Origin of the sequence: Corynebacterium silvaticum (genome assembly GCF_002162115.2) — a bacterium.
In the GTDB taxonomy this organism is placed as follows: domain Bacteria; phylum Actinomycetota; class Actinomycetes; order Mycobacteriales; family Mycobacteriaceae; genus Corynebacterium; species Corynebacterium silvaticum.
The window spans coordinates 923,936-947,943 of the sequence record NZ_CP021417.2 but is presented as its reverse complement, the minus strand read 5'-3'; the positions used below and the strand labels follow the sequence as shown (position 1 = coordinate 947,943).

Genomic DNA, 24,008 nt, shown 5'->3' with positions numbered 1-24,008 from the left:
AAAACTCATGGCACGAGCTGAGTGCGAGCCGAGCGAGAGCGTTACACCCGCGCGCGAGCTTCCCGACCTGCGGCGAAGCGATCTAAAGCACCAGTTGAGGCAAGCGCTTTGACCAAGAGGTAGCTCACGAGTCCCGCTAAAATCGCACCGGAGACTGCCATCGCCCCTAAATACGTCAGATTAAACGCAAGTGTCTTGGCGTAATTTGCGCTAAGGAAGAGCTCGAGGATGAATGCGCCGACTCCAGCGCCCACGCCCGCAAGCATCGCGACGACCACGCCAAAACGCTTATACAAAAAGACAGCCAGAATCAGTTCTGCCCCCAAGCCCTGCGCTAGACCCGAATACAGCGTTTCAATCCCCCATTGATTTCCGATTCCTGCGGAGACTGCAGCCGCCAGAACTTCCACGAATACCGCAGCGCCAGGCTTACGAATAACAAGCCCACCGATCACGCCACCCATCAGCCAGATGCCGGTGGCAATACCTCCTAGTCCAGGAGTAAGTGCGTTGGCCGCCTGATACCACGCGTATCCAACGGAGTTCCAAGCCCAGAAGATCAATCCGCAGGCAATGCCCAGGACTGAAGCAATAACAATATCCACAACGCGCCAGGACGCGCGCGCGGAAGCAGATGAAGATACAGATGTACTCATGTTTTTCTCCCTATCGCCGGCATTATCCGGATCAGGTTCCTACGGTTTGGGCTTTACGACGCAACATATAGCGGCCCATCTCAGCTCAAGGCGTATCGCCCCTTAAGCACCCGTTTCCTCTGTGCGCTTATGCGCGCGGGACAGTTTACCTCTATCGGTGGGAAAGAACATCAAGGATCAGGCGATGCATTCGTGCTTCCCTACCCCCGCGCTCCGCCATCCGCACCACAGCTCCCACTTGAGCATCCAACTCGCTAGGAAGGCCCTCAAGAATATCTCTTTGCATGGAGCTGGTCACGTGAGCCGCCTGAGGATCTGCGAACGCAAGCGTGGTCTCCACAACATCCGAGGGAAGATCAATTCCTAATGCATGTCCGGCCTCTTCAACCTCCCGCATTAAGTTTCTTAAATCCGCACGGTATGTTGTGCGAACGTCGCCCAAAGGCTTCTCCACAAGGGCACCTAGCGCACCAAAACACGTGACAAACATAGCTTTGCCCAAATGTCCTCCATCACCGCGGGGTGAACAATCGGTTCGATGCCCGCCTTAGCTAAAGCCTGCTGCAATTCATTGACAGTGTCCTGTGTTGCCGGGTCTACCGAGCCAAAGGTAAAGCTCAGGACGCCTCCAGTGAATTCGACTTCCGCAGGCCCCCTCCTAGTAAGGAAACTGCGCACCACGCCTGGGATCACTGAAGCCGGGCCAAAGGCGTCGATAGCTATCTGTGGCATTTCCACAGAATTTTGTGTGGTCACCAGCACGGCACCGCGAGGCAGTGCTTCTGGCAGCTCGGGAGCAGAAAGCGTCTTCGTGGCTAGGAGAAGGATGTCTGCCGACTCTATTTCTGAAAGAGAAGACACCGCCTGTACGGGAACGTCTCGAAGTCCCTCGGGAGTATGAATGCGCAGTCCCCTGCTTCTTAGTGCTCGCAAGCTCTCATTTCGAGCCACAAAAGTAACGTCTGTTCCAGTTTCATGAAGCAAAGCGCCGAAGTATCCGCCAACCACCCCGGCGCCGATAATAACGATGTGCATGATCTAGACCTTATGCCACTTCACAGCACCACAAGACGGTTATCCCCCTTTGTTTTTCTGTTGGGTAGATGGCGGGGTTCCCCGCTACGATGGAATTTCTATATTTCCCTCTCTTGTTAGGATTCTCTCATGGCTGGTGGCCTCGCTGCCCTTCTCGACGACGTAGCCCTTATCGCCCGAGCCGCTGCCGCCAACGTTGATGATGTTGCAGCAGCAGCCGCAAAAACGAGTGCCAAAGCCGCAGGCGTGGTGGTCGATGACACCGCGGTGACCCCGCAATATGTCAAAGGAGTAGCGCCCGCTCGGGAACTTCCTATCATCTGGCGTATTGCCAAAGGGTCCATCGTTAACAAGCTGTTCATCATCTTGCCCATAGCGTTGTTGCTCAACGCCATAGCTCCGAGTCTGCTCACTCCTATCCTTATGCTCGGAGGTGCCTACCTGTGCTTTGAGGTCGCAGAAAAAGTCTGGGAAATGATCTCCGGCAAGCAGCACGCGAGTGAGGAAGAAGCAGGCAATAAAGACGAGAACACTCTCGTCCGAGGCGCGATTACCACTGACCTCATCCTTTCTGCAGAGATCATGGTTATCTCGCTGAATGAAGTAGCCGACAAGAGCATCTGGATGGAAGCCGCAGTTCTTATCACTGTCGGAATTTTTATCACTGCAATTGTCTACGGAGCGGTTGCCCTCCTAGTCAAGATGGATGACTTTGGGCTAAAACTTGGCACGCGCGACTCGGCTGGTGCCAAGCGACTCGGCAGAGGACTCGTCACGGCGATGCCCAAGGTGCTCAATGCGATTTCGATTATCGGAATGCTGGCCATGTTGTGGGTGGGCGGGCATATCGTGGTCGCCGGCCTTGCAGAACTTGGGTGGTGGCACCTTCCGCATAATGTGATCCATGATGTTGTTCACCACGTGGAGCACTTAGGTAAGTTTGTCCGCTGGATTGCAGAAACAACATGCTCGTTGATCTTCGGCCTTCTACTAGGCGGCATCATCGTAGCTCTCGTTGAGCCAATTCACCGTGCGTTGCATAAGAAGAAGCATTAAACGCTTCTAGACGCGCGCCCCGATCACACTCCACCCCGATGAGTATTCTTATCGGGGTCAATTTTTGTGATGCATCAACATAATCCGCTGCGTATGCTGATTCTTCGTATTTTCACCCCAGATTCATTAGCCCCTCTTGCCGATCTGGCTCCTCCCACTCAGCGTCTTAACCCTAGGAGCAACTTCCTCATGTCCCAAGAATTCATCCGAGTCATCGGTGCACATGAAAATAACCTTCGCGGCGTTACCGTAGACATCCCCAAACGCAAGCTCACCGTTTTTACAGGTGTCTCGGGATCTGGAAAGTCGTCGTTAGTGTTTGGCACGATCGCCGCGGAGTCGCAACGACTCATTAACGAGACCTACTCCACCTTCGTCCAAGGCTTTATGCCCACATTGGCACGGCCGGACGTAGACGGCCTAGAGGGCATCACCACGGCCATCGTGGTGGATTAAGACCCCATGGGCACCAACTCACGCTCCACAGTAGGGACGGCAACAGACGCCACCGCGATGCTTCGCATTCTGTTCTCCCGAATCGCACAACCGTCCGTAGGAGGGCCTGGGGCGTACTCGTTCAATGTTCCTAGCGTCCAGGCCTCCGGCGCGATCTCCGAAGGAGAGGGGAAGAAAGAACACGTCAACTTCAAGCGCACCGGCGGACAATGCCCCACGTGCGAGGGCATGGGCCGGGTGAGCGACATTGATATGTCTGAGTTGGTGGATACGTCGTTATCGCTTAACGACGGCGCCCTCCTCGTCCCCGGCTACAAAGTGGGCTCCTGGGTGTGGAAGACTTTCGCGGAAACAGGGCTGTATCCGGCAGACAAGCCCATCGATGCATTCACCGAAAAACAAAAACACTCGCTGCTCTATCAGGAGGCGACAAAGGCCAAGTTCAGCGGCTTCAACTACACCTACGAGGGCCTTGTCCCCAGGGTGAAAAAGTCTATTTTGAGCAAAGATCGCGAGTCGATGCAAAAAGCTATAGGCGAGTTTGTCGACCGCGCCGTGACCTTCATCGCGTGTCCCGAATGCGGCGGCACACGACTGGCTCGCCATGCTTTGGAATCCAAGATCAATGGAAAAACATTGCTGAGCTATGCCAGATGGAGATCCACGATCTTGCGAAGTGGATGCACGGTGTCACTGATAAATCAGTTGCCCCATTGTTGGAAGCGATTCAGCACAACTTGGAAAGTTTCGTCGAGATCGGCCTGGGCTATCTCACCTTAGATCGTCCCGCAAACAGCCTTTCTGGCGGCGAGGCACAACGAACAAAGATGGTGCGCCATCTGGGGTCCGCGCTCACCGATGTCACGTATATCTTTGATGAGCCCACCGCCGGCCTGCACCCGCACGACATCGAGCGGATGAATCGCCTGCTCCTGGAACTTCGCGACAAAGGCAACACCGTACTTGTTGTGGAGCACAAGCCTGAAACCATCGCGATCGCCGACCACATTATTGATCTAGGCCCGGGCGCAGGTAGCGAGGGCGGCATACTGCAATATGAGGGTTCCTTGGCAGGACTTACAACATCGGGAACGATCACTGGCAAGCATCTCGACGACCGCACCACCACCAAAGCCAGCGTCCGCGCTTCTCGCGGAGTCATCGAGGTCCGCGATTCCACTCTGAACAACCTCGACCATGTTGATGCAGATATTCCGTTGGGAGTGCTTACCGTGGTTACTGGTGTGTCTGGGTCGGGAAAGTATTCCTTAATCGCATCGCTGCCCAAAAACGATAACATCGTCATGGTCGATCAGTCTCCTATCCGCGGGTCTCGCCGCTCAAACCCCGCCACGTACACGGGCACCCTGGAGCCCATTAGGAAGGCTTTTGCAAAAGCCAACGGTGTGAAACCCGCGCTGTTCTCTCCTAATTCCGAAGGCGCGTGCGCCAATTGCAAGGGTGCGGGCGTGGTGTACCTCGACCTGGGGATTATGTCTGGTGTTGACCTTCCTTGCGAGGTCTGCGAGGGGCGGCGTTTCGACGACTCCGTCCTCGATTACCACTTTGGCGGCAAGGATATTGCCACTGTTTTGACCATGCCCGCCAAGGAGGCATTGGAATTCTTCTCCTCAGCGGAAGCCAAAGTCCCAGCCGCAGCAAAGATTCTCAAGCGAATTGTCGACGTCGGACTCGGCTACATCACTCTTGGCCAGCCGCTGACCACTTTGTCAGGCGGCGAGCGCCAACGCCTCAAGCTCGCATCGCATTTGGCCGAGAAAGCCACCACTTTCATCTTGGACGAACCGACTACAGGGTTGCATCTGGCGGACGTCGATAAGCTCCTTGCCCTATTGGATAGCCTCGTCGACGCGAACAAAACCGTGATCTGTGTGGAGCATCATCTCGGAGTAATCGCCCACGCCGACCATGTGATAGACATGGGCCCCGAGGCAGGCTCTGCTGGCGGGCGCGTTGCTTTTTCCGGGATGCCACAGGAGATGATCGACAAGGCCGATACTGTGACTGCGCAGTATTTGAAGTCTTATGTGAGCTAACCTCTCCTACTCACCGCACCCATCGCGCGAGTAGGAGAGGTGACAGACAGACACCAACATTAGGCAATGCTATCATTACTAATTATGTCGTCTGTTCCCCATATCGACTCATCCCCCACCAGCAGCCACCGTGAGATGAGTCCGCTTTCCGCCTGGCTTGTGCCGTTATATGCGGTATTAAGCTACTTCGCCGCGGGCATTGCTCTTGTGATTATGGCTGCTGCGCTTGCTCGGTATATTCACCAGGAGCAACCCCCCTCCCTCTCCTACGCGGCAGCCGGAGCGGCCATCCTCGCCGCGGGAGTGTTTACTGCCCTGGATATTCGCACCGGAGCACGCACTGCACGCGACCACGAACGCCACATACGGCATCGTCTTTTAGCGACGCTGTACTCTGCGCCAACCATGTCGAATCGGGATCGAAAAGAATTTCACCCCGGAAAACTCGTCGCACTCTTGACTGACAATGTTGAACGGGCTGCGGAATTTCGCCATGCATATCTGGGTTCGGCGCTGGCAGCCATGGCGTTTCCCATCGCTGTCGTCATCTACATTGCCGTTGCTTACGACTGGCTTTTGGGGCTTAGTATGCTCGGCCAATTCATCCTTGTCCCCCTCCTCCTACGCGACTTCATGCGATTGTTCAGGGGCCGTTCTGCTGATTCACGGCGCAAGCGGACCGGACTTTCAGAAAAATATCTCGACGCCATCAGAAATCTCACCACAATCAGCCTCATCGATGCAGGCAGTCGGGTGGAACGCCAACTACGCGCAGAAGGAGAACGCAACCGTGGCGCCACCATGAAGTTGCTGGCAGGCAATCAGGTGGTGATCATCGTTATGGATCTTGCGGTTTCGCTTGTTCTTATCTGCACCACCGTTGCGATTATCGCTGCGCGGGTTTCCAGCGGATCCCTCTCTCCTAGTCACGGTTTAGCCTCCGTCTTCCTATTAGTTCTCCTACTCGCACCGCTAGCCAAGGTCGCCGGCTTTTTCTACGTCGGCATGGGAGGCATTGCCGCGCAGCGAGCCATCAAGAAGTACCTTCACACGCACGAACGCACAGAGACCGCAGATAACGGCGACGCCAATTCGATAGAACATGGCGCGTGTTCCGAGGCTATCGTCGTCGATTCGCTGAACTTTTCCTACGGAGAGACTCCGGTGCTCACCAACGTCAGTTTCACAGTTCCCAGTGGCGCGAAAATAGCTATCGTCGGGCGTTCCGGATCAGGCAAATCCACGCTGCTCCATCTCCTTCGCGGTCTCCTCCCCACGACTCCCGGCGCGATTGCTATCCGAGGCCTAGACGTAGCAACAACGCCTCTCAACACCATCCGCACTGCCACCGCAACCGTAGCGCAGCACACCTGGCTCTTTAGCGGTTCGATCGCCGATAATCTGCGCATCGCACGCATCGATGCCTCAGAAGCCGACATGTGGGAAGCGCTTTCGCGCGCCAACCTAGCCGATGAGGTACGCAGTATGCCCCACGGCTTAGACACCGACGTCGGCGAGCGCGGGGCCTTCCTCTCCGGAGGACAAGCGCAACGATTATCCCTTGCCCGTGCCTTACTATCCGGCCGCGACATTGTGCTTTTCGACGAACCCACCAGCCACATCGACCTCGAATCCGAGGCGCTCATCGTCTCTTCGATCCAACAGCTTCCGGAGAACATCACAGCCATCATGGTCACTCACCGCCCCGCCCTCCTAGCCGCAGCCGATACCGTCTACACAATGGAAGCAGGTGAGCTGCGATGACCACGACGACTACGATGCCACCGTCACTAGGAGAGGTGGTGCGTTGGGTACTGTCGATCACTCGACCCGTTCACGCCCCGCTCTATTGCTCTATCGTCATGCGCATCATCCAGCTCAGCTTAGGAATTATGATCTTTGAGCTGGCTGCGCAGAACGTAGTAGGAATCGTTATGGGCGCTGGCCAGATAACCCCTATCCTCGTCACGTTGGTGGTGCTGGCTGGCATCAAGGCGCTCACCCACTATGTAGAGCAGTTTTCTGGTCATTATGTCGCGTTTAAGGCCCTTGAGTTGCTTCGTAGTGCCGCTTTTTCCCGGCTTTGGCCCAAGGCTCCCGGGGTGTTGCGCTCCATTAAATCTGGCGACCTCGTCACCTCGCTTACCAGGGACATCGACCGGATTGAGGTGCTTTATGCCCACACTATCGCCCCAGCGATTGCGGGAGTCACCGTCCCCCTAGGATTCGGTGTTGCGTGGGGCTTGCTCTACGGCTGGCAGCTGTCTGCGGTTCCTCTTGTTTTTGGCTTGTTTTCTGCGCTTGTGGTTCCGCTGATTGGGGCGAAGCAGTCCTTCGATTCCACGCAAAAAGTGTTGAGCAGGCGCCATGAGCTGTCGCAACACGTCACGGATTCGGTGTTTGGTGCGGAGGAAATCGTCTCCTACGGACGGCAGCAGGAACGGCTTGAGCAGAATTGGGGAATTGCGGGGGACGTCGCAAAGCTAGCTATGCCAGCCGCGCACTATCGTGCGCTTCGGTGCGGAATCAACCTCGGACTCACCTACGCGTGTGTGCTCGGCGTGCTCATCATCGGAATCGCAAGCAACGCGAACCCCGCCGACATAGCTTTTATTATGGGCGGCTGCCTGCTGCTTTTCGACGCCCCACGCGGCCTAGAAGACGCCGCCGGTGCGCTCGATCACTCGCTTGCTGCCGCACGCAGACTCCATCACATCTGCCATCTCCCAGCAGTAGTAAGAGACGGCACCCTTAGCGTTGATCGCACACAGCCCATCACGATCACCTGGGACAACGTTAGCTATGCATATCCCGATGCCCCGGGAAAACCGGTGCTGCAGGGGTTTACGCAGACCATCACAAACGGTGAGCATGCGGTCTTTGTTGCACCATCAGGAAGTGGAAAATCCACGGCAGTCCATCTCCTACTCAGGTTTGATAACCCTAGCAGCGGCAACATCCTGCTCAACGGAATTTCCGTATCTCAGTATCAGCTGACAGAACTGCGCAAAGCCATTGCGCTTGTGCCGCAGCGCAGCGAGCTACTGACTGCAAGCATCAAATCCAACCTCCTACTCGCGCGCCCCGACGCCACAGAAGAAGCCATGTGGCATGTGCTTAGTGTGGTGCACTTAGATCAAGAGATTCGTCGCCTACCGCAAGGCCTAGATTCGCTCACCGGCACCGAGGTTGCGGGGCTATCGGGCGGGCAAATGCAGCGCTTATGCTTAGCTCGAGCCCTGCTTACTCAACCTTCGGTGCTGGTTCTCGACGAATTCACCGCCAACGTCAACGCGGAGCTGGACCAGGCAATAAGAAGCTCGCTCGCGGAGCATTATCCGGAGCTTACGATCATCGAAATCTCGCATCGCGCACATGAGCACGGTGATGACCAGCGGATTATCCCTTTACTCTCCTAGAGAGGGATACACAGAACGGCAAAAGGAGGGACCAGATTGTTCTGATCCCTCCACAGCGCCTCGGCTTAAGCCTTTTTGACCACCGAGGATTTCAGGTAAATCCGCCCGAGGCTGGGCACAGAGGCGTCAATGTCGTGGCCATTGACAGGCTGATCGAGCAGTCGGATGCTCTTGACTTTAGTCCCGACCTTGATGGTTCCGCCGCCGCTGCCAGCGATTTTCAGGCCTTTGACCACGGTTACGGAATCGCCGTCAGCAAGCAGATTGCCCACTGCATCACGGATGCCTTCGCCTCCTGTGGACAGCGATTCGTCATCGTTATCCGCGGCGAGGGTCCATTCATAAGCGCACATCGGGTACACGAGAAGCGCACCCTGTTCATAGGTGTACGGCTCCGAGCATTCAGGCCACGGAGGAAGTTGATCTAGCATTGAACTTAAATTACACGACATTCCGCTGGAATTTAACTTCTACGAGGGCCGCTGTGACATCGCCTTACAACCGATGCCCTAAGACCCATATGGCGCGGATCCCACACAAAGACCATTGCTGACAACCATTGCCATTAGTGGTAGCCTCACCGAGTGTATTCAAACTCGTTCTCCCCCTCCGCACGCGACCTGCATACCCTGCTCAAAGGCCACACAGACGGCGGTATTCAGCGGCTCGCCGACCGTCTCATCTCACCGAATCCCACACCCCACCTGGTGCACCTATCCACCGGGACCAGCGCGTACACCTGGTGTGTTCTGGACACCTTCATCTTGGCCGGGCTCTTCGCCTGCGACGCCCAGATTGAAAGCCGACCCCCTTCAGCAGCAACACCTCTGAGCATCTCGCTTATCGACGGCACACTCACCGCCAACCCAGACTTCGTCGTTTCTTTCCCTCTTACCTGCGACGAAAACGGTACCCACTTCACGGAGGTGTTCTGCCCCTACGCAAACCTCTTTCCGACGATAGAGCATTAGCATTATCACCATTAGGCTCCCCGACAGCCACGCCCCACCGTCCCCATCAGCGTCGGTCGTGCACACTCCATTGCAGCCGATTTCGCCATGGATATACGGGCGCACAAAAATAGCTGCGAAAGAGCTGACGCACTTCCTCTAGCAATCGTCTCGCACTAGTGCAGGCACAAGGATAGCGCCGTGAGGAACGCCCCCGGCATCGAATCTCCCGAAGGAAAACGATGCCGGGGGCGAGAATCCAGAAGCCGTTGTGACACGGAGCAGCCCGACTAGATGTTGAACTTAAACTCTACGAGGCACATGTCGCCCAACTTCTTACCCCTGATCAGGACGGAGTTTCACGTATTTCGCTAATCTTCTCGTTATGCCTCCCCGCAAGAAATCTGTCCCAATCCTCGGCGGCCGGGCCCGACTCTACCGGCCGTCGACGCCCGGGGGCCGGTGGCAGGTGGTCTGGCGCGACCCCGTCACCGGCAAGCCGAAGAACCGGACCGGCGCTACCAAGGACATCGTCGTCCAGAAAGCCGCTGAGGCCCTCGGCGACTGGGTTGACGACCCCACCGATGTCGCACCGCCCACTGTCGGAGAGGCCGTCGAGGCGTGGATCGCCGACAATGAGCATCGATGGGTGTCACGGACGACGACCGCGTACCGGTACCGCGCCCGCGCCCTCCATGACCTCTGGGACCTCCCCGTCACCGCTGTACGGCCTGACGACCTCCGGGGGCTCGCCGACGGCCTCAGCCGTGGCCAGGCCAAGCGGGTCCGGACCATCGTCCGGTCCGCGTTTGACGCGGCGAGGCGCTGGACCGGCCGTCCAGGCGACCGCTACGCCGACGCCATCCGCCTCCCCGGCACCGCCTCAGAGGACGCGCCACGGGAGGTCGAGCGCACCCAAATCCCGACGTCCGAGTGGGTCTCCGGCGTCATCGATACCTGCCACTCGACATGCCAGCTGCACCCCGCGCTCGCATGCCCCGGCGAAGCCGTCGACGCCCTCACCGGGGAGCACACCGGCAGGGTTCTTACGGACGACCCCGGATCAATGTGGTTCGTCCGCGAAAAGCTCCAGCTTGGGGCGCCGCTCCCCCTCATCAGCAGCATGCGACGCGGCATCCCGGACCACTACAAGGACCCGATCGGCCGCCGCGCAGCGGAGACGGCAGAGCTCGCGTCCCGATTCCGCCAAATCGCCCTACTGACTGCCCTCGGCGCTGCGGGCGGCCTGCGCATCGGGGAGGCCCTGGCGCTGCGCACGCGGCACCTATTCGGCCTACACCTGGACCAAAACACCGCACGCAACCTGGAGGAGACCATGCACGGGGTGCTCCTGCGAGAGGTCAATGACGGATACACGCCCACACCTCTCGAAGGCCTCAATCCCCTGCTCATGCGCGGATACCGCGGCGCTGTCGATGTCGTCGAGCAGGTCTCCCCGGACGGCGGGCGCATGGCCGTCACTGCCCCGAAGATGGGTAAAGCACGACGGATTTATCTTTCCCCCCTCCTCTACCCAGCCTGGGATCGAGACGCTCAACGCCCGCTGCGGGATCTCCTCGCAGATCCGCATAATGGCATCCTCCGCTCGGCTGAATTCGATGTCTTCGACGCAACCGCTCGCGAAGGGATCCTCTGGGACATGACCGAGGTCGACGCACTTCTCCTCTGGCGGGCGGGATTCACTCCAATCGCCTACCTACTGCACGACCGCCTGCGCGAAATGTGGATCGAATGCGACCGCGACGTGCGGGTTTTCTGGGACGCACTGCTGTTCCCGACGCGCAACCCGCCCCGTAATCGCGGCCCCGGAGTTGCTTTCCCAGCCCGCTGGCCATTCGCGACCCAGATCCCCCACGGCACATACCAGTCCCCTACCAACCTCACAGGAAGGTACGTTTCGCCGCTCTACGACTACGTTTCGGACGTCCTCCACGTGTGGCCCGGGTACAAAGGCACCACCCGCCGCGGCTGGTCCCACCATCACCTGAGGCATTACGCGGTTTCCCAGTGGCTCTCCCGCGGCGTACCAGTACCACTCGTGACCCAGCAGGCCGGCCATGCCCACGAAGCTTTTACCCTCAGTCGATACGGCTGGGCCGTTACCGACGCTCTGCCGGAGAAGGGCTTCGAGCCTTGACGTGCCGCGTCTGTCAGCCCAGCTGATGCAGTGCCGGAATAGGATTGAAAAAGAAGTTAAGAAACTCGAATCACGAGCGGAGAAAGACGATGATGACCTGCGCAGCTGATGGCTGTGAAAGAACCGGGGCATTTAGGACACGCACTCGGCCGACTTGGTGTGACGAGCACCTGCGCGCTCTGTATAAGGAAGGCGGGCTTACTCTTCTCGACAGGTTTACCAAACCCGCAGAATACCTCCTCACGCGCTGCAATCACTGTGGGTTTGAGGGCCACTACCGGTTCGAGTACGTTCTCGAGCGCCGCAAGCACTCGGAACAGGTCTGTCGTGCCTGCTACTGGACCAAGTGGGCGAAGGGTGCCCGTAAGCACTCAGGGAATCGTCCAGTCGATCTCCACCACATTCAGCAAATGGCAGAGGCCAATGGATTCACGTACCTTGGTCCACTGACGGAACCCAGCCTCGACGAAGATCCACATGGAACACGCTGCAACCGGTGCGGACGCGTCGAGGCCCAACGGCCAGGGGACCTCGGTTGGGGCTGCACCTGCAGCCGGAACACAAAAACGGCATCCGCCGGGACTAAGAAGACAGCCGGAGCGAACCTCCTAAAGAACTCCGACAGTCGGTACGCAGACTGGTGGGACCACGACCGCAACCCGCCAGAGTTGTGGGAAACCGCGAAGCTCAAAAGTCGAAAAGAAGCCTGGTGGCGCTGCCCCGCAGATCACTCCTTCCAACGGCGAATCTCGGACGTAACTGGCAGCCATTCCTCTCCATGTCCCACGTGCCGAGAGGCCGCGGCGGAAACGCGAAAGCGGCGTGCTGATGAAGCTGCGGAAGACCCTTTGTCCACGCGTCTGACACCAGAGATCGCCAGCCAATGGCACCCAACCAAGAATGAAAAGTTTAAATTGTCGACCATCTCGCCCAATTCACGTCGAGTTGTGTGGTGGTGCGGCCATGAGTTTCAGGCAACGCCCCGGGAGCGAGATAAGTACGAGCGACTACGGTGCCCCGAGTGCAGGACAATTCTCGACTCGCTGGCTTTCCACTACCCCGAAATCGCGGATGAGTGGTCCTCCGAAAACTCGCTTTCACCATGGCATGTTCGACCTAATACCAGCCAGCTGGTAGAGCCTCCCCTGTGGGTTTGCCGACAAAACCCAGCGCACACGTGGTCGGCGATGCCGGCAGTTCGCGTCAACGGCTCCCAGTGTCCCAAATGCCGGACAGCAGGCAAGTCGATGATTGAGCGGCTGTACGTCGAGGCCGCTCGTGCGTACTGGGGCGAAGCCCAGTCGGGGCCGCGGATCCACTCACCTGCGTTCACCAACCACTCCTCGTGGTCGGTAGACATCCGTGTTTCGCTGGCCGACGGGAGATCCCTGGTGATCGAATACGACGGCGCATACTGGCACAAGGACAAAGGACCCGTCGACCGCATCAAGAGCATTGACCTGCTCCGAGATGGTCACATTGTGGTCAGGCTCCGAGAAGCACCTCTACACTCTCTTGAAATTGATGACCCCGACTACCACGAACTAACCGTGTACTCAGGTGCCAAAGACCCATCCCGCGATGTCCAAATGATCGCCCAGCTGACGCAAGGGTGACCTCCCCGGTGTGAACGAATGGCTCATTTCCGGCGCGTAGTGAGAGTGCTACGCCTTCTACATCGGCCTCAGACGCCCTCAGCCAGCGGGATACGGCTGGACCGGGGGCCACGCGACAAGTTGGTCGCGTGGCTGGCCGCGGCTCGTGGCGTGCGTCTGAGAGCGCCGGGGGCGGGGTACGGTCGGGGCATGCCCGATACCCCGACCACGTCCACCGGCCGCACGCTGCTCGACGCCCTCGTCGAGGTCAACGGCGCCGAGGAGCCGACGGCCGGGCAGCTGGACCGCATGGCCGCCGCTTACCACGCGCATCCGGGCGCCCCGCGCCAGTCCGAGTACCCGGCCCGCCGCCCGCGGGGTGGGGGTAGCTTTCCTCGCTGACGCGAGCAGGCACGGTAGGCAGCATGACCACATCTGCCCCGGTTGACCCCAGCGCCATTGACATCGAGCCCCGCCTCGGCGCCCTCCTCGTGGATCCGGTGAGCCGGGAGGAGGTCCACGTCGTTGGCCTTCCCGAATGGACGCAGTACACGGTGTCCGTGCTCGGTGCCCTGGAGTGGGAGAATCCCCTTCAGGCGTGGGTCGAGGACCACGGCGAGCGGCAGATCGTGACAGTCCGTGTCTCGGAAGCGCGGCCGGAGGGCCCCGGCGCTTCTGGGCCTGCTGCTGTGAGGCCTGCTGTGCCCGGCGGGCGCGAGCTCGCTGGACCGCCTCTACGCTGCTCTCCTGAGCCACCCGAGCTCGGCCCTCTGCTGCTCCCGCTTAGCTGCCTCCACCGCCTGGAGCTGCGACGCCATCGTGGCCACCGCTTCCGGGGTGGCCACCTGTCCCCGCGCCTCCAGGTGGTGGGCAGCCGCCGCCCGCTGGGCCGGGGTCGGGTGGGTTCGCGCGACCTGCAGTGCCGATGCCTCGGCACCCGTTGTGAGCATCGCGTCTCGGATCTCCTCCGGAGCGCGGTCGGGAGCATCCGTCACCCAGTGGAGGTCCGTCCCCGACTTCGCCCGGGTCATCGCGGGGTACAGCCACTCCCGATCCGCCCCGGCGTCCGCGAGCACCCATGCCTGCTCGACCGTGCGCCCCTGGGCCCCGTGGCCGGTAGTGGCGCACCCAAGTGCCGCGTATCCCCTCGTCAGATGTTCGGCCCGGATGGTCTCTGTCTTCATGGCGCCACCGACGCCAGTGGGGAGGCTGACACGGATTGACCCGTCCGGATTTACGGCTCGCACGACACCGACCTGGCCGTTTCGGATTGCAGACTTTGCCACGTTCTTCGTGATGCGGATGCTTTCCCCCTGGCGGATGGTCTGGGTGAGGCCGCGCTTCTGGTCCACGAGGGACGCCGCTGGCAGCTGCTCGTCGATGAGCCCGCGCCGGATCTGCTCGCGCTGGATGGCCTCCGCCAGCTGCCCGACGCCGCGGTTCGTGCGGGCCAGTGCGAGGCGATCGACGTCCGGCTGGGCCTCCTGGTGGTCGACGTACCTCCGCGCAATCTCCTCGATGACCTCCTCTTCTGCGGGGTTCTTGGCGTCCGGTCGCTCGCGGGCAGCTTCCTCGAGCTGCCCCACCGTCTGGATGTGGACGCGGCCCCTCTCCTGCCAGTACTCGAGCATCGCCTCTGCTGCCTCGGCACCCTCGGGGACGCGGCCCTCCACAAGCGATTCAGCGTCGTGCCATGCGACCTGGAGCTGCCGCTCGACTGCGTCCCGTGCGCGGTAGGTCTCGGAGATTTCGACGCGGCCTGCCGCGTCGGCGATAAGGCCGAATCCGGTGGATCGGCCGATGCCCTGCAGCTGCCGCGAGTCGCCTGCCATGACGGTGGTCCAGCCTCGCTGTCCAGCCAGTCGGAGGACCTTCTCCAGCTGGTCGTTCGAGGACATCGCTGCCTCATCGAGGACGAGGAGCACCCGGTTCCGGGCCTCTTCCATCGTCTTTGGGGCGCGCTCCTGCAAATCCGCGCCCCGGGCCCTCAGCGATTCGTACGCCTGCTGGCGCTCACTGGAGTCGTGAGGAGGTGATGCCTTGAAAGCAGCCCATTCCCGCTGGAGCTCCTCCTTCTCTGCCTGCAGCCGGTGTGGGAGCTCAGCAGCCTGCTCCTCCCACGCATCCAGGCCGGCCTGGGCCGCCGCTCGCTCCTCGGGGGTGGAAGCCTGACGCACAGCCGTCCGCCAGGCCTCGCCCTGCAGTGCCATCTCGGGGCTGATCCCGTCATCCCACCGCCCCTTCTCCGCCCACATCTCCAGTCGAGCCAACGAGGCGGTACGGACCACACCTGCCTCAGCGAGCGCGGCCGCCGTCTGGGCCTTCGTCGAGACTCCGATCGTCTCGTATCCGAGCTGCTGGTACTGCGCTACGAGGGGGCTCAGGGTGTGGGTCTTGCCCGCGCCAGCCGGCGCTTCGGCTACCACGAGGCGGGTGCCCCGGGTCGCAGCCGCGAGAAGCGCGGCCTGATCGTCGGTGAGCGTGTAGCGCTCGGCCCACTGGGCCGTGACACGCGGATCGAAGCACTCGCCGCCGTCGTGGGCGAGTGCCGTCGCCATCGCCTCAATGCGAGACTCCTGGGCTACGGCCGTGCGGGTGGTGAACTCGACCCCCTGGCCACGGGTCCAGGCGCCCGGCTGGAGCAGCGTGTGCTCGGTGAGCTGGAGGAGCTCCTCGGACTGCATGAGGGCTTGCTGCACCGTGAGGAGATTCTCCATCGGCCACGCGGCGGGCCACACCTCGTGGAGGCTGGCCACGAGATCCTTCTGACGGATGACCGATGCGTCCGAGGTCGCACGGGCCAGCGCTGCGGCGACCACGCTCTCGACGGTAGCGGCCTGCCGCTGCCCCTGGGTCACGCGGCGGACGTCGCCCAGGAGGCGCGCCACGTCCGGCCGATCTGCCGCTGTAGCCCACACCCGCAGCTGCTCCTGCTCCGACAGCTCGCCCTTCGTCGAGCGGCTCTCCAGGGACGCCTTCTGGCGCGTGGACGTCGCCACCCGCCCCGATGCCCACTCACGGAGGACCTGCTCGTAGCGATCCCAATCGTCCGCCATCTGGGCCTGCTCTGCATCGAGAGGAACCCCCGCGTCTCGGCGCTCCGCGGCCTCCTCGTACCCCAGCCGGTCGCTCTCTACTCGTGTCACCAGGAGCCTGTCCGCGCGCTGCAGCTCCGCGAGCTTCTCGGCCACCTCGGCGGACCGCTTCGAGTACTGCTCCAATACCCCCTCATCGAAGCCGACGACCTCGCGGACCCCCGCTTCGTTGAGTGCGATGGTGATTCCCATCTCCTCTTGGACGAGGGTGGCCAGCGTGGCCTCGTAGCGCGAGCGGATCACCCGGGATGCGTGGTAAACGCTCCGGCCATCGAGAGTCGTACGCCGGCCATCGTCGCCCACGGCAGCTGCCGACATGAGTACGTGGCTGATGAGGGGGTCGCCGGCCCGCGACGACAACTCGGTCTTGCGCATGGTCTGGAGGGGCGTGGCCCCGAGGGCGATCTCCCGCGCGTGTCCGCGGCTCACCGCGAAGATGTCCGCCGTCTCGGCCCACTCCATCGCCGCGTCGGCCGCCTGCTCGTGGAGCCCAATGATCCGCTCCCGGAGTTTCTCGTCCCCAAACCCCGCCAAGACCGACAGGCCCTTGGGCGCCGAGAACGTCAGATCGTATGTCGTGACCTGAGTGTCGGAGTGATCCTTGGCGGCCCACGCCGCGCGAGCCATCTTCGCGGCGCGTCCCTCCAGCGGAGCGCCTGTCTCGGGGTGGAGTCCCTCCCGGACAGCCGCCAGAGCAGGGCCCTCCATCACCGCATCGTCGGCCATTCCCAGCTCTCGGGCGATGGCCTGCAGGCGCTTGGGGTGGGCATCCAGCAGCCGTCGGCTGCCATCCGCAGTGAACCCCTGGAGGTGCGCGAGGAGCTGCTCGTCGGTGACCCGGGCCCCCTTGGGGCCGCCACCCTTGATCCAGACAAGGCGGGGCTTTTCCTCGGCGCTCTTGTAGTAGGCTCCAGCGCCTTGGGTCGCAGCGAGGCCTGACTTCATGAGCTGCTCGCGCTTAGCGAGGGCCATCGCGTCCTCGTCTGAGAGGCCTCGGCCCTCCGCGATTTCAGCCGCGCGGTCGGCGACCTGGCGCTCGATGGCCTGCTCGGGGGTCAGCTCGCCGGCACTGACCTTGGCGCTGTAGTAGTCGCTGAGCGCGGCCGCCTGGCCGGCCTTGATGGTGCTGATCGAAAGCAAGTGTAGGTCTCCTCGGGTCGGTGGATGCGTGGTCACCGTGCCGGTTTTTGTCCACGCACTACCCACCCGTCGGGGCGGCCGCGGCGACCCCAAGACGAGGCGACGCCGGGCGGGCACCCAAGGTGCAAACGCCTAAATGTTGTGTTGTGTGGTTATGGGTAGTTAGAGGTGGTGAAGGAGAGTGAGGAGTAGAGGAGGAGAAAAGGATGGAAGTAGAAGTAAGAGGAAGAGGGGTGTGAAGGGAGAAAAGAGGAAGGGTGAGTAGTGCTCGTGTAGGTGCTTGAGGTGCTGAGAGGTTTGTGCTCGTGTCGGAGTTGAGCACGTGACTGTGACTCGCCGCGGATGAAGCTCGACTACAGGGGCATGACCTCGCGCGCGTCCATCAGGCTGGCAACCCCGCGCCCGGCACGGTGGGTGTGCCGGGCCGTCGCGCCGACGGTCATCGGTGACCGAGAACCACCACCCCACTGAGATGGAGCCGTGATGATGCCCAGCACCCCCGCCCCGCGATGGAGCGCCCGCGTCGACCGCAGCGACTGGGAGTCGCTTACCGCGTCAGCCACCGCCCGCGGAGTCCGCGTCGAGGACCTGATCGCTGACATGCTCGTCGAGCTCTCCCCCGCCGACCTCACCACCCCTGTACCGCAGGGGCTGGTGTCCGTGCGCGCGGCGCTACCTGAACATGTGCGCGTGGAGATTCGAGAGAGGGCCTACCTCGCGCGCGTGCGCGTCGCCGACGTCATCCACGCCCCCGCTGTGCGAGTGCGGTCGGCGGGGTGCGTGCCCGTGTGACCTGCCCGCCCCTGATGCCCGCGAGTAGCGGACGCCCAACCCCCACCGGAGAGCCCCGGTGGGGTTTTTCTTGTGCCTCCGAACCCCGCCCCCACGGTGGGGGCGTGTGGACAAAAAGTCGGCACGGTGACCACGAACCCATCCCATCAGAGGAGCGATCCATGCACCCCTACCGCATCGACGTGAGGGCCTCCGCCGCCGACTGGCGGCGAATCGCCACCGCCGCGATCCACGCGCGCGAGCCAATCGGGCAGCACGCAGCAGGGCTGCTCACCGCAGCCGCCGATACCGGCGTAACCGGGACCCCTGGCGCCGGCCCACTTCCTGACGTCGCCAAGCGGCTGCTGGTCTTCCCCGACCGTGCGGCCTTCGACTCCGTCCAGACCTGGCGCCAGCACGCCGGCCTGACCTGGTCGCAGGCCATCCGCGCCGCAGCCCACCTCACCCCTACCCCGTAACCCCCTCTGACTTAGGAGCCATCTACACCATGCCCATCACTGCCTATATCCCCGAGCGAGTACGGCGCCACTGGGCGGGCCTGCTGCTCGCGCTGGTGTCCCTCATCGCGCTGCTGCTCGACCACACCGCAGTGTCTACTGTCACCGCGGTCGCCGCTGTCTGGATCGTCAAGCGTCGGGGGCGGCGCAGGACGCCGCCGACGCCGAGGCCCGCCAGCTACGCCGCGACAGCTCCACAGCAGAGGAGCAGGACCTCGGCACGCGTGTCGCCGCCACGGACGAGGCCTACTACGCAGGCCGAGGGCTACCCCTGGGCCGGCACATCCCCCCGGCGGGGTCCATCGGCCAGCGGGTCATCGCCGACGGCGATACCTCCGTCATGGTGGTCGGGCCGCCGGGGTCCGGCAAGACCACCCGGGTGCTCGCCCCCGCAATCCTCACCGCCCCCGGACCCGTGCTCTCTACGTCGGTCAAGTCCGACCTCGCGCAGATGACCACAGCTCCCAGGGCGCTCATCGGGCGGGTGAGCGTCATCGACCCCGCCGGAGTCTCCACTGCCGTCGCCCAGACCACGACTGCGCGGAAGCACGGGGAGGCCAAGGCCGCCCGCGCGCGTGCCGTATCAGACTGCCGCGCTGCCTGGACCCCGCTGCAGGCAGCGCGCACGGCCGAGGCCGCCGAGGTTACAGCTCACCTGCTCGTGACAGCATCTGCTGAGGTCGTGCAGGAGGGTGGTGGTGGCGCTCGGTTCTGGGACAGCAGCGCTGAATCCCTGCTCACCGTGCTGCTCTGGCTCGCCACGCGCGTGCCCGGGAGCACGATGCAGACCGTGGGCGAGCTGCTCGCAGCAGTCCAGAGGGTCGCTGACACGAGCCCTGAGCCAGAGCTGGACGGCGTCTTCGGCGCTCCAGACGACCCCTCCCACCAGCCTGGAGCTCCCAGAAACCCCCGACGGCCTCGTAGACCTCGTACGCACGCAGGCAGGTGGCGGGTGGCGGACCGTGGCAGCAGTGCTGCAGGGGCTGGCTGGGCGATACGCCCAGGATGACGCGCGCGCCCAGTGGGACGTCGCCACGATGAGGGGCGTCTTCGACACGATCGCGGGGGTGGCCCAGGCCGCGGGCGAGACCGCAGCCGGCATCGTCGGCAATCTCCACACGGTCCTGAAGCCGCTGCTGGCATCTCCAGCCATCGCAGAAGTGGCGTGGGACGACCCCGCCGCGCTGAACCTCGGTGCGTGGGCGCGGTCGCAGGCAGACACCCTGCACTTGATCGCACCGATCCGCGCGTCCGTCTACCGCGGGTACTTCTCCGCCCTCGTGACCGCAGCGGTCACTGAGATCCTCGACCACGCCGGCCGGTGCCCCGGGCAAGCGCTGCCCGAGAGCGCCCTCGTCGTCCTCGATGAGCTCGCGTCGGTGGCGAGCCTGCCGGGCCTGACCGAGTGGCTGTCCACCGCACGGTCGTACCGGGTCCGCCTCGCGCTTGGCATCCAGTCCCCCGCCCAGCTGCGGCGCCGGTACACCCGCGACGGGTGGTACGAGATCGTCAGCTCCTGCGCGGGTGGTGTAATCGTGCTGCCCGGCCTCGCAGACGTCGAGGGCCTTCGGGACTTCCAGACCCTGGCTGGACAGCGAAATCTCCGGGAGGTCACGACCTCTACTGCCGAGACGGAAGGGACCTCGACCTCGACCGGCGAGCAGCGCTCCAAGTCGACGTCGAAGTCGACGACGGTCACGAAGACCGAGTCCATCCAGCGCCAGGACCTGGCATCCCCGGCGGCCCTCCGAGAACAGCCGGCCGATCAGGCCTTTGTGCTGATGGGAGCGGTCGCCCCGCTGCAGATCCAGACCGCAGGAGTTTGGGAGGACGATGTGCTGGCCCCGCTCGCCCACGCAGCAGGGCCGGAGCTGGAGGCGGCAGTAGCCCGCCTCCAGCGGTTGCGGGAAAGCGCTCCGCCGGCACGGTGAGGAGTGTCGGTGGCTCCGACATCACCCCGGCCAGTACGGCCGGGGGTTTCTTTACGCCCATGGACCCTTGGGACGCCGCTAAGCGCCCCGACGGTGGGACACAGCGGAGCAATCCAGCCCGTGACCTGCAAGACCCCCATTCCCTGTCTTAGGAGCCACCCCATGCCCTCAGCCCTCCACCGCGTGACCGTGTACGGCGCCCCCGCCGCCTTTGACGTCCTGACCGGCGACGCGTCGCGTCCCCACCGCGAGCAGCACCTCGCCGATGCGCTGCTGGCCGCAGCCCGCGCCGACGCATCCCCTGCTCGCGTCGTCCAGCGCCGATGTGCCCCCGCCGACCCGGCGGCCTGGGCCCGGGAGATCGGCGCCTGGCGGCAGCGCCACCGGCTGACCTGGCCGGATGCCGTCGCCGCCGCCGCACAGCACGCTCTCGCGGGGGTAGCGCCGTGATGCGCGCGCTCCTCCGCTGGCCCCGGGCCACGACCCTCATCGTCGACCTCCCCGTGATGGTGCTGCTCCTGGCCGCTGCCGCGGGAGGCCCCGGTGCCTGAGGAGGAGGTGCAGGTCGATGGCTGATCTCCTCTCCCGCGCCGGCGTCATCGCCGACCTCGCGCTCGATCGGGCCGAGCGGGCGGGCATCCTCAGCGCCCTGCTCACCGTCGCGGCCATCGCCACCGCGCTCTTCTGGGTAGCCGGGGACGCCGCACCCTGGTGGCTGCTCATCCTGGCCTCGGTCTGGCCGGGCCGGACCGTGGCGCGCGCGGCCGGTCAGGTGGCGGAGTGGCGTCAGGCCAGGGAGGCCGCCCCTCCGGCGGAGCGGCGGTCCCTGGAGGCGATCACGCTCGCTCCGCTGCCCGATCCCCCGCCGTCTCCACCCTCATTCGCCCCGCGTAGGCCGTGATCAGAGCCCCCAGCCATGTGGCTGGGGGCTCCTCCTTTGGACGCTCGGATGCGCGCCCACGGTAGGGGGCGTGTGGACAGAAGGTCGGCACAGTAACCGAGAAGCCCCCATCCCCTACCCATTAGGAGCCACCATGCTGAAGCCCCTCAAGCGGCTCGGCGCATCCCACCCCATCGCCATCATCATGGCCGTCGTCTGGGCCAACGCAGCCCTGGCCCTCGCTGGGTGGCTGCAGGCCTACGACTACTCGACCCCGTGGTGGGTCATCGTCCTCGCGGCGATGACCCCGAGCTACTGGCTGTCGAGGGCGGTCCGCTACGGCTTCTACCGCCGGCCGGCCCCGATGGCGGCGAAGAAGCCCTGACCCTGACCTTGGGACGCCGATTCGCGCCCCGACGGTAGGACACAACGGAGCACCCCAGCCCCGTGACCTGCACGAATCCCATCCCCTGTCTTAGGAGCCACCCACCATGTCCACCAAGGATACCTACGCCCCCTTCCCCGCCGCCGCACTCGAATCGGAGGTGATCTCTCCGGTCTCGCTCGAACCCCGATTCCGCGTCGTCCTCCAGTCCGAAAGCTGCCGCCGCGCGGCCTGCGCGGAAGCGTCGGCCGCATGGAACCGCCGCCACCTCGCCAACCTCGCGGCAGGGATGGCCGAGGGCAACGTCTGCGACTTCCCCGGCGCGGACCGCTACGACCCCGAAGTATTTGAAGCCCATGAGGAGGACTTCTTCTGGGCGTACGTCGGCTTCCACTACGAGCGCGAGGATGCCCGCCTCGAAGCGCTGGTCGCCGCGCAGCCCGCCGGCACCTTCGAGTGCGGCCACGGCCAGGACGAAGACGACGAGTTCGAGGATGACGACCATCACGAGCTGACGTTCGAAGAGGATTACATCTGCACGTACTGGCCGCGCTGGGACGAGGAGTGGCTGAAGCACCTCGACGACCTCGAAGCCGAAGTCACGCGGTAACCCGACGCCAGGGCCCCCGACCGGTAACGGTCGGGGGCCCTGTTCTGCTAAAGATCCGCTAAAGCACCCCCATCATCGCAGGTCACGGTTAGCGGGAGAAAACTCTCTGACCTGCACGATCAGACGTTGAACTTGAACTCCACCACGTCGCCGTCGAGCATGACGTAGTCTTTGCCTTCTTGGCGCACCTTGCCCTGAGCCTTGGCCTCAGCCATGGAACCAGCAGCATCGAGGTCTGCGAAAGAAACGATCTCCGCTTTAATAAAGCCGCGTTCAAAGTCAGTGTGGATCACGCCGGCTGCCTGAGGAGCAGTGTCACCTTGGTGAATGGTCCAGGCGCGGGATTCCTTGGGACCTGCGGTGAGGTAGGTCTGCAGTCCGAGGGTGGCAAACCCGGCTTTGGCCAAGGAATGCAGTCCGGGCTCGGTCTGTCCTACGGATTCGAGAAGTTCCATGGCCTCGTCCTCTTCGAGCTCAAGCAACTCGGTTTCGGTCTTTGCGTCTAGGAAGACGCAGTCCGCTGGGGCCACGAGGGCGGCGAGTTCTTGTTTGCGGGCGTCGTCGGTAAGCACTGCCTCGTCGGAGTTGAAGACGTAGAGGAAAGGCTTTGCCGTCATCAGGTGAAGCTCGCGCACCTTGGCCAGGTCCAGCTCGCCGTTCTTTGCGGCGCTGAACAGCGTGCGATCATCTTCCAACACGGCCTGTGCCTTCTTGGTCTCTTCGACGACCTCGGCCAAGTCTTTGTTCTTGCGTGCATCCTTTTCCAGACGAGGCAGAGCCTTTTCGATGGTCTGCAGGTCTGCAAGGATCAGCTCGGTGTTGATCACGGCGATGTCCGACATGGGATCGACCTTGCCGTCGACGTGGATCACGTTGTCATCGGCGAATGCTCGCACCACCTGGCAGATCGCGTCGGCTTCGCGAATGTTGGCTAGGAAGGCGTTGCCCATTCCCTCACCCTCAGATGCGCCTTTCACAATGCCGGCGATGTCCACAAAGGAGACAGTCGCGGGCAGGATGCGCTCGGAGCCGAAAATCTCGGCCAGGCGGGTCAGGCGGACGTCGGGAAGCTCGACGAGGCCGACGTTCGGCTCGATGGTGGCAAACGGGTAGTTTGCGGCGAGGACGTCGTTACGGGTCAGGGCGTTAAAAAGGGTGGACTTGCCAACGTTAGGCAGGCCGACGATTCCAAGTGTTAGGCTCACAGGCTCACATCCTAACAACCTCGCTCCTAAGCCCAAATGCACACGCCCCGGAAACCCCTATGCCTTATACACGGGAGTTCCTGATCAATAG

The 24,008-nt window shown here is 62.6% G+C and carries 20 protein-coding genes and 2 pseudogenes; 15 read left to right on the top strand and 7 right to left on the bottom strand.

The window, feature by feature from the left end; genetic code table 11:
• Window positions 1–41: 41 nt before the first annotated feature.
• The gene (locus CBE74_RS16960) at window positions 42–656 is read right to left on the bottom strand and encodes an ECF transporter S component (protein WP_087453732.1); all 615 of its coding nucleotides are present in this window, start codon (window positions 654–656) and stop codon (window positions 42–44) included.
• A 151-nt stretch (window positions 657–807) separates the two neighbouring features.
• A pseudogene (locus CBE74_RS16955) lies at window positions 808–1,691 on the bottom strand (2-dehydropantoate 2-reductase).
• Between the two features lie 129 nt (window positions 1,692–1,820).
• On the opposite strand from CBE74_RS16955, the gene CBE74_RS16950 reads away from it, so the two are divergent.
• The 4 genes and pseudogenes from CBE74_RS16950 to CBE74_RS16935 all read left to right on the top strand — a co-directional run bounded on the left by CBE74_RS16950 (window position 1,821) and on the right by CBE74_RS16935 (window position 8,679).
• On the top strand, window positions 1,821–2,747 hold the full coding sequence (locus tag CBE74_RS16950; protein WP_087453731.1) for a DUF808 domain-containing protein: 927 nt from the start codon (window positions 1,821–1,823) through the stop codon (window positions 2,745–2,747).
• 189 nt (window positions 2,748–2,936) lie between these two features.
• Window positions 2,937–5,260 (top strand): annotated as a pseudogene (locus CBE74_RS16945) (ATP-binding cassette domain-containing protein).
• An 84-nt stretch (window positions 5,261–5,344) separates the two neighbouring features.
• On the top strand, window positions 5,345–7,024 hold the full coding sequence (locus CBE74_RS16940) for an ATP-binding cassette domain-containing protein (RefSeq protein ID WP_087453730.1): 1,680 nt from the start codon (window positions 5,345–5,347) through the stop codon (window positions 7,022–7,024).
• Between the two features lie 14 nt (window positions 7,025–7,038).
• A complete protein-coding gene (locus tag CBE74_RS16935) occupies window positions 7,039–8,679 on the top strand; it encodes an amino acid ABC transporter ATP-binding/permease protein (protein WP_087454859.1) in 1,641 nt (546 codons plus the stop codon).
• Window positions 8,680–8,744: 65 nt separating this feature from the next.
• Here the strand turns inward: CBE74_RS16935 and CBE74_RS16930 are convergent, their stop codons facing one another.
• Window positions 8,745–9,131, bottom strand: a complete 387-nt coding sequence (locus CBE74_RS16930; protein WP_087453729.1) for a zinc ribbon domain-containing protein YjdM — start codon at window positions 9,129–9,131, stop codon at window positions 8,745–8,747.
• Between the two features lie 132 nt (window positions 9,132–9,263).
• On the opposite strand from CBE74_RS16930, the gene merB reads away from it, so the two are divergent.
• Entirely contained in the window at window positions 9,264–9,650 is a 387-nt protein-coding gene (gene merB, locus CBE74_RS16925; RefSeq protein WP_225870117.1) for an organomercurial lyase, read from the top strand.
• 862 nt (window positions 9,651–10,512) lie between these two features.
• Here the strand turns inward: merB and CBE74_RS16920 are convergent.
• Window positions 10,513–10,662 (bottom strand): hypothetical protein, encoded by a 150-nt coding sequence (locus tag CBE74_RS16920; protein ID WP_166741012.1) that lies wholly within the window; start codon window positions 10,660–10,662, stop codon window positions 10,513–10,515.
• Between the two features lie 303 nt (window positions 10,663–10,965).
• Between CBE74_RS16920 and CBE74_RS16915 the strand changes: the two genes are divergently transcribed.
• On the top strand, window positions 10,966–11,787 hold the full coding sequence (locus CBE74_RS16915; RefSeq protein ID WP_087453727.1) for a site-specific integrase: 822 nt from the start codon (window positions 10,966–10,968) through the stop codon (window positions 11,785–11,787).
• 89 nt (window positions 11,788–11,876) lie between these two features.
• A complete protein-coding gene (locus tag CBE74_RS16910; RefSeq protein ID WP_273991962.1) occupies window positions 11,877–13,403 on the top strand; it encodes a zinc-ribbon domain-containing protein in 1,527 nt (508 codons plus the stop codon).
• A 78-nt stretch (window positions 13,404–13,481) separates the two neighbouring features.
• Here the strand turns inward: CBE74_RS16910 and CBE74_RS16905 are convergent, their stop codons facing one another.
• The gene (locus CBE74_RS16905; protein ID WP_134316022.1) at window positions 13,482–14,138 is read right to left on the bottom strand and encodes a hypothetical protein; all 657 of its coding nucleotides are present in this window, start codon (window positions 14,136–14,138) and stop codon (window positions 13,482–13,484) included.
• Window positions 14,117–17,617: a MobF family relaxase gene (gene mobF, locus CBE74_RS16900; protein ID WP_171483246.1), complete on the bottom strand. Its 3,501-nt coding sequence runs from the start codon at window positions 17,615–17,617 to the stop codon at window positions 14,117–14,119. Before mobF ends, CBE74_RS16905 begins: the two co-directional genes overlap by 22 nt.
• A 483-nt stretch (window positions 17,618–18,100) precedes the next feature.
• On the opposite strand from mobF, the gene CBE74_RS16895 reads away from it, so the two are divergent.
• The 8 genes from CBE74_RS16895 (at window position 18,101) to CBE74_RS16860 (ending at window position 22,712) form a co-directional block, all read left to right on the top strand.
• Complete coding sequence (locus CBE74_RS16895) at window positions 18,101–18,409, top strand: hypothetical protein (protein WP_087453721.1); 309 nt, start codon at window positions 18,101–18,103, stop codon at window positions 18,407–18,409.
• Entirely contained in the window at window positions 18,406–18,867 is a 462-nt protein-coding gene (locus CBE74_RS16890) for a hypothetical protein (protein WP_134873833.1), read from the top strand. The genes CBE74_RS16895 and CBE74_RS16890 overlap by 4 nt, the downstream gene beginning before the upstream one ends.
• A 160-nt stretch (window positions 18,868–19,027) precedes the next feature.
• Window positions 19,028–19,915: a type IV secretory system conjugative DNA transfer family protein gene (locus CBE74_RS16885; protein WP_310795230.1), complete on the top strand. Its 888-nt coding sequence runs from the start codon at window positions 19,028–19,030 to the stop codon at window positions 19,913–19,915.
• Entirely contained in the window at window positions 19,869–20,837 is a 969-nt protein-coding gene (locus CBE74_RS16880; RefSeq protein WP_134316025.1) for a type IV secretory system conjugative DNA transfer family protein, read from the top strand. Before CBE74_RS16885 ends, CBE74_RS16880 begins: the two co-directional genes overlap by 47 nt.
• A 162-nt stretch (window positions 20,838–20,999) precedes the next feature.
• Window positions 21,000–21,287, top strand: coding sequence for a hypothetical protein (locus CBE74_RS16875; protein ID WP_171483247.1), 288 nt, complete (start codon window positions 21,000–21,002; stop codon window positions 21,285–21,287).
• Between the two features lie 118 nt (window positions 21,288–21,405).
• Entirely contained in the window at window positions 21,406–21,738 is a 333-nt protein-coding gene (locus CBE74_RS16870) for a hypothetical protein (RefSeq protein WP_087453717.1), read from the top strand.
• Between the two features lie 133 nt (window positions 21,739–21,871).
• Window positions 21,872–22,102, top strand: coding sequence for a hypothetical protein (locus CBE74_RS16865; RefSeq protein ID WP_087453716.1), 231 nt, complete (start codon window positions 21,872–21,874; stop codon window positions 22,100–22,102).
• Between the two features lie 106 nt (window positions 22,103–22,208).
• Window positions 22,209–22,712, top strand: coding sequence for a hypothetical protein (locus CBE74_RS16860; protein ID WP_087453715.1), 504 nt, complete (start codon window positions 22,209–22,211; stop codon window positions 22,710–22,712).
• A 119-nt stretch (window positions 22,713–22,831) separates the two neighbouring features.
• Here the strand turns inward: CBE74_RS16860 and ychF are convergent, their stop codons facing one another.
• The gene (gene ychF / locus CBE74_RS16855; RefSeq protein WP_087453714.1) at window positions 22,832–23,917 is read right to left on the bottom strand and encodes a redox-regulated ATPase YchF; all 1,086 of its coding nucleotides are present in this window, start codon (window positions 23,915–23,917) and stop codon (window positions 22,832–22,834) included.
• Window positions 23,918–24,008: the final 91 nt, after the last annotated feature.

Excerpts from the sequence above, each read along its gene's own strand:
- CBE74_RS16930 (WP_087453729.1), bottom strand. The coding sequence starts at position 9,131 with ATGTCGTGTAATTTAAGTTCAATGCTAGATCAACTTCCTCCGTGGCCT.
- CBE74_RS16860 (WP_087453715.1), top strand. The coding sequence starts at position 22,209 with ATGTCCACCAAGGATACCTACGCCCCCTTCCCCGCCGCCGCACTCGAA.
- CBE74_RS16950 (WP_087453731.1), top strand. The coding sequence starts at position 1,821 with ATGGCTGGTGGCCTCGCTGCCCTTCTCGACGACGTAGCCCTTATCGCC.
- CBE74_RS16960 (WP_087453732.1), bottom strand. The coding sequence starts at position 656 with ATGAGTACATCTGTATCTTCATCTGCTTCCGCGCGCGCGTCCTGGCGC.
- CBE74_RS16940 (WP_087453730.1), top strand. The coding sequence starts at position 5,345 with ATGTCGTCTGTTCCCCATATCGACTCATCCCCCACCAGCAGCCACCGT.
- CBE74_RS16915 (WP_087453727.1), top strand. The coding sequence starts at position 10,966 with ATGCACGGGGTGCTCCTGCGAGAGGTCAATGACGGATACACGCCCACA.
- CBE74_RS16865 (WP_087453716.1), top strand. The coding sequence starts at position 21,872 with ATGCTGAAGCCCCTCAAGCGGCTCGGCGCATCCCACCCCATCGCCATC.
- CBE74_RS16875 (WP_171483247.1), top strand. The coding sequence starts at position 21,000 with ATGCCCTCAGCCCTCCACCGCGTGACCGTGTACGGCGCCCCCGCCGCC.
- CBE74_RS16895 (WP_087453721.1), top strand. The coding sequence starts at position 18,101 with ATGATGCCCAGCACCCCCGCCCCGCGATGGAGCGCCCGCGTCGACCGC.
- CBE74_RS16935 (WP_087454859.1), top strand. The coding sequence starts at position 7,039 with ATGCCACCGTCACTAGGAGAGGTGGTGCGTTGGGTACTGTCGATCACT.
- CBE74_RS16870 (WP_087453717.1), top strand. The coding sequence starts at position 21,406 with ATGGCTGATCTCCTCTCCCGCGCCGGCGTCATCGCCGACCTCGCGCTC.
- CBE74_RS16910 (WP_273991962.1), top strand. The coding sequence starts at position 11,877 with ATGATGACCTGCGCAGCTGATGGCTGTGAAAGAACCGGGGCATTTAGG.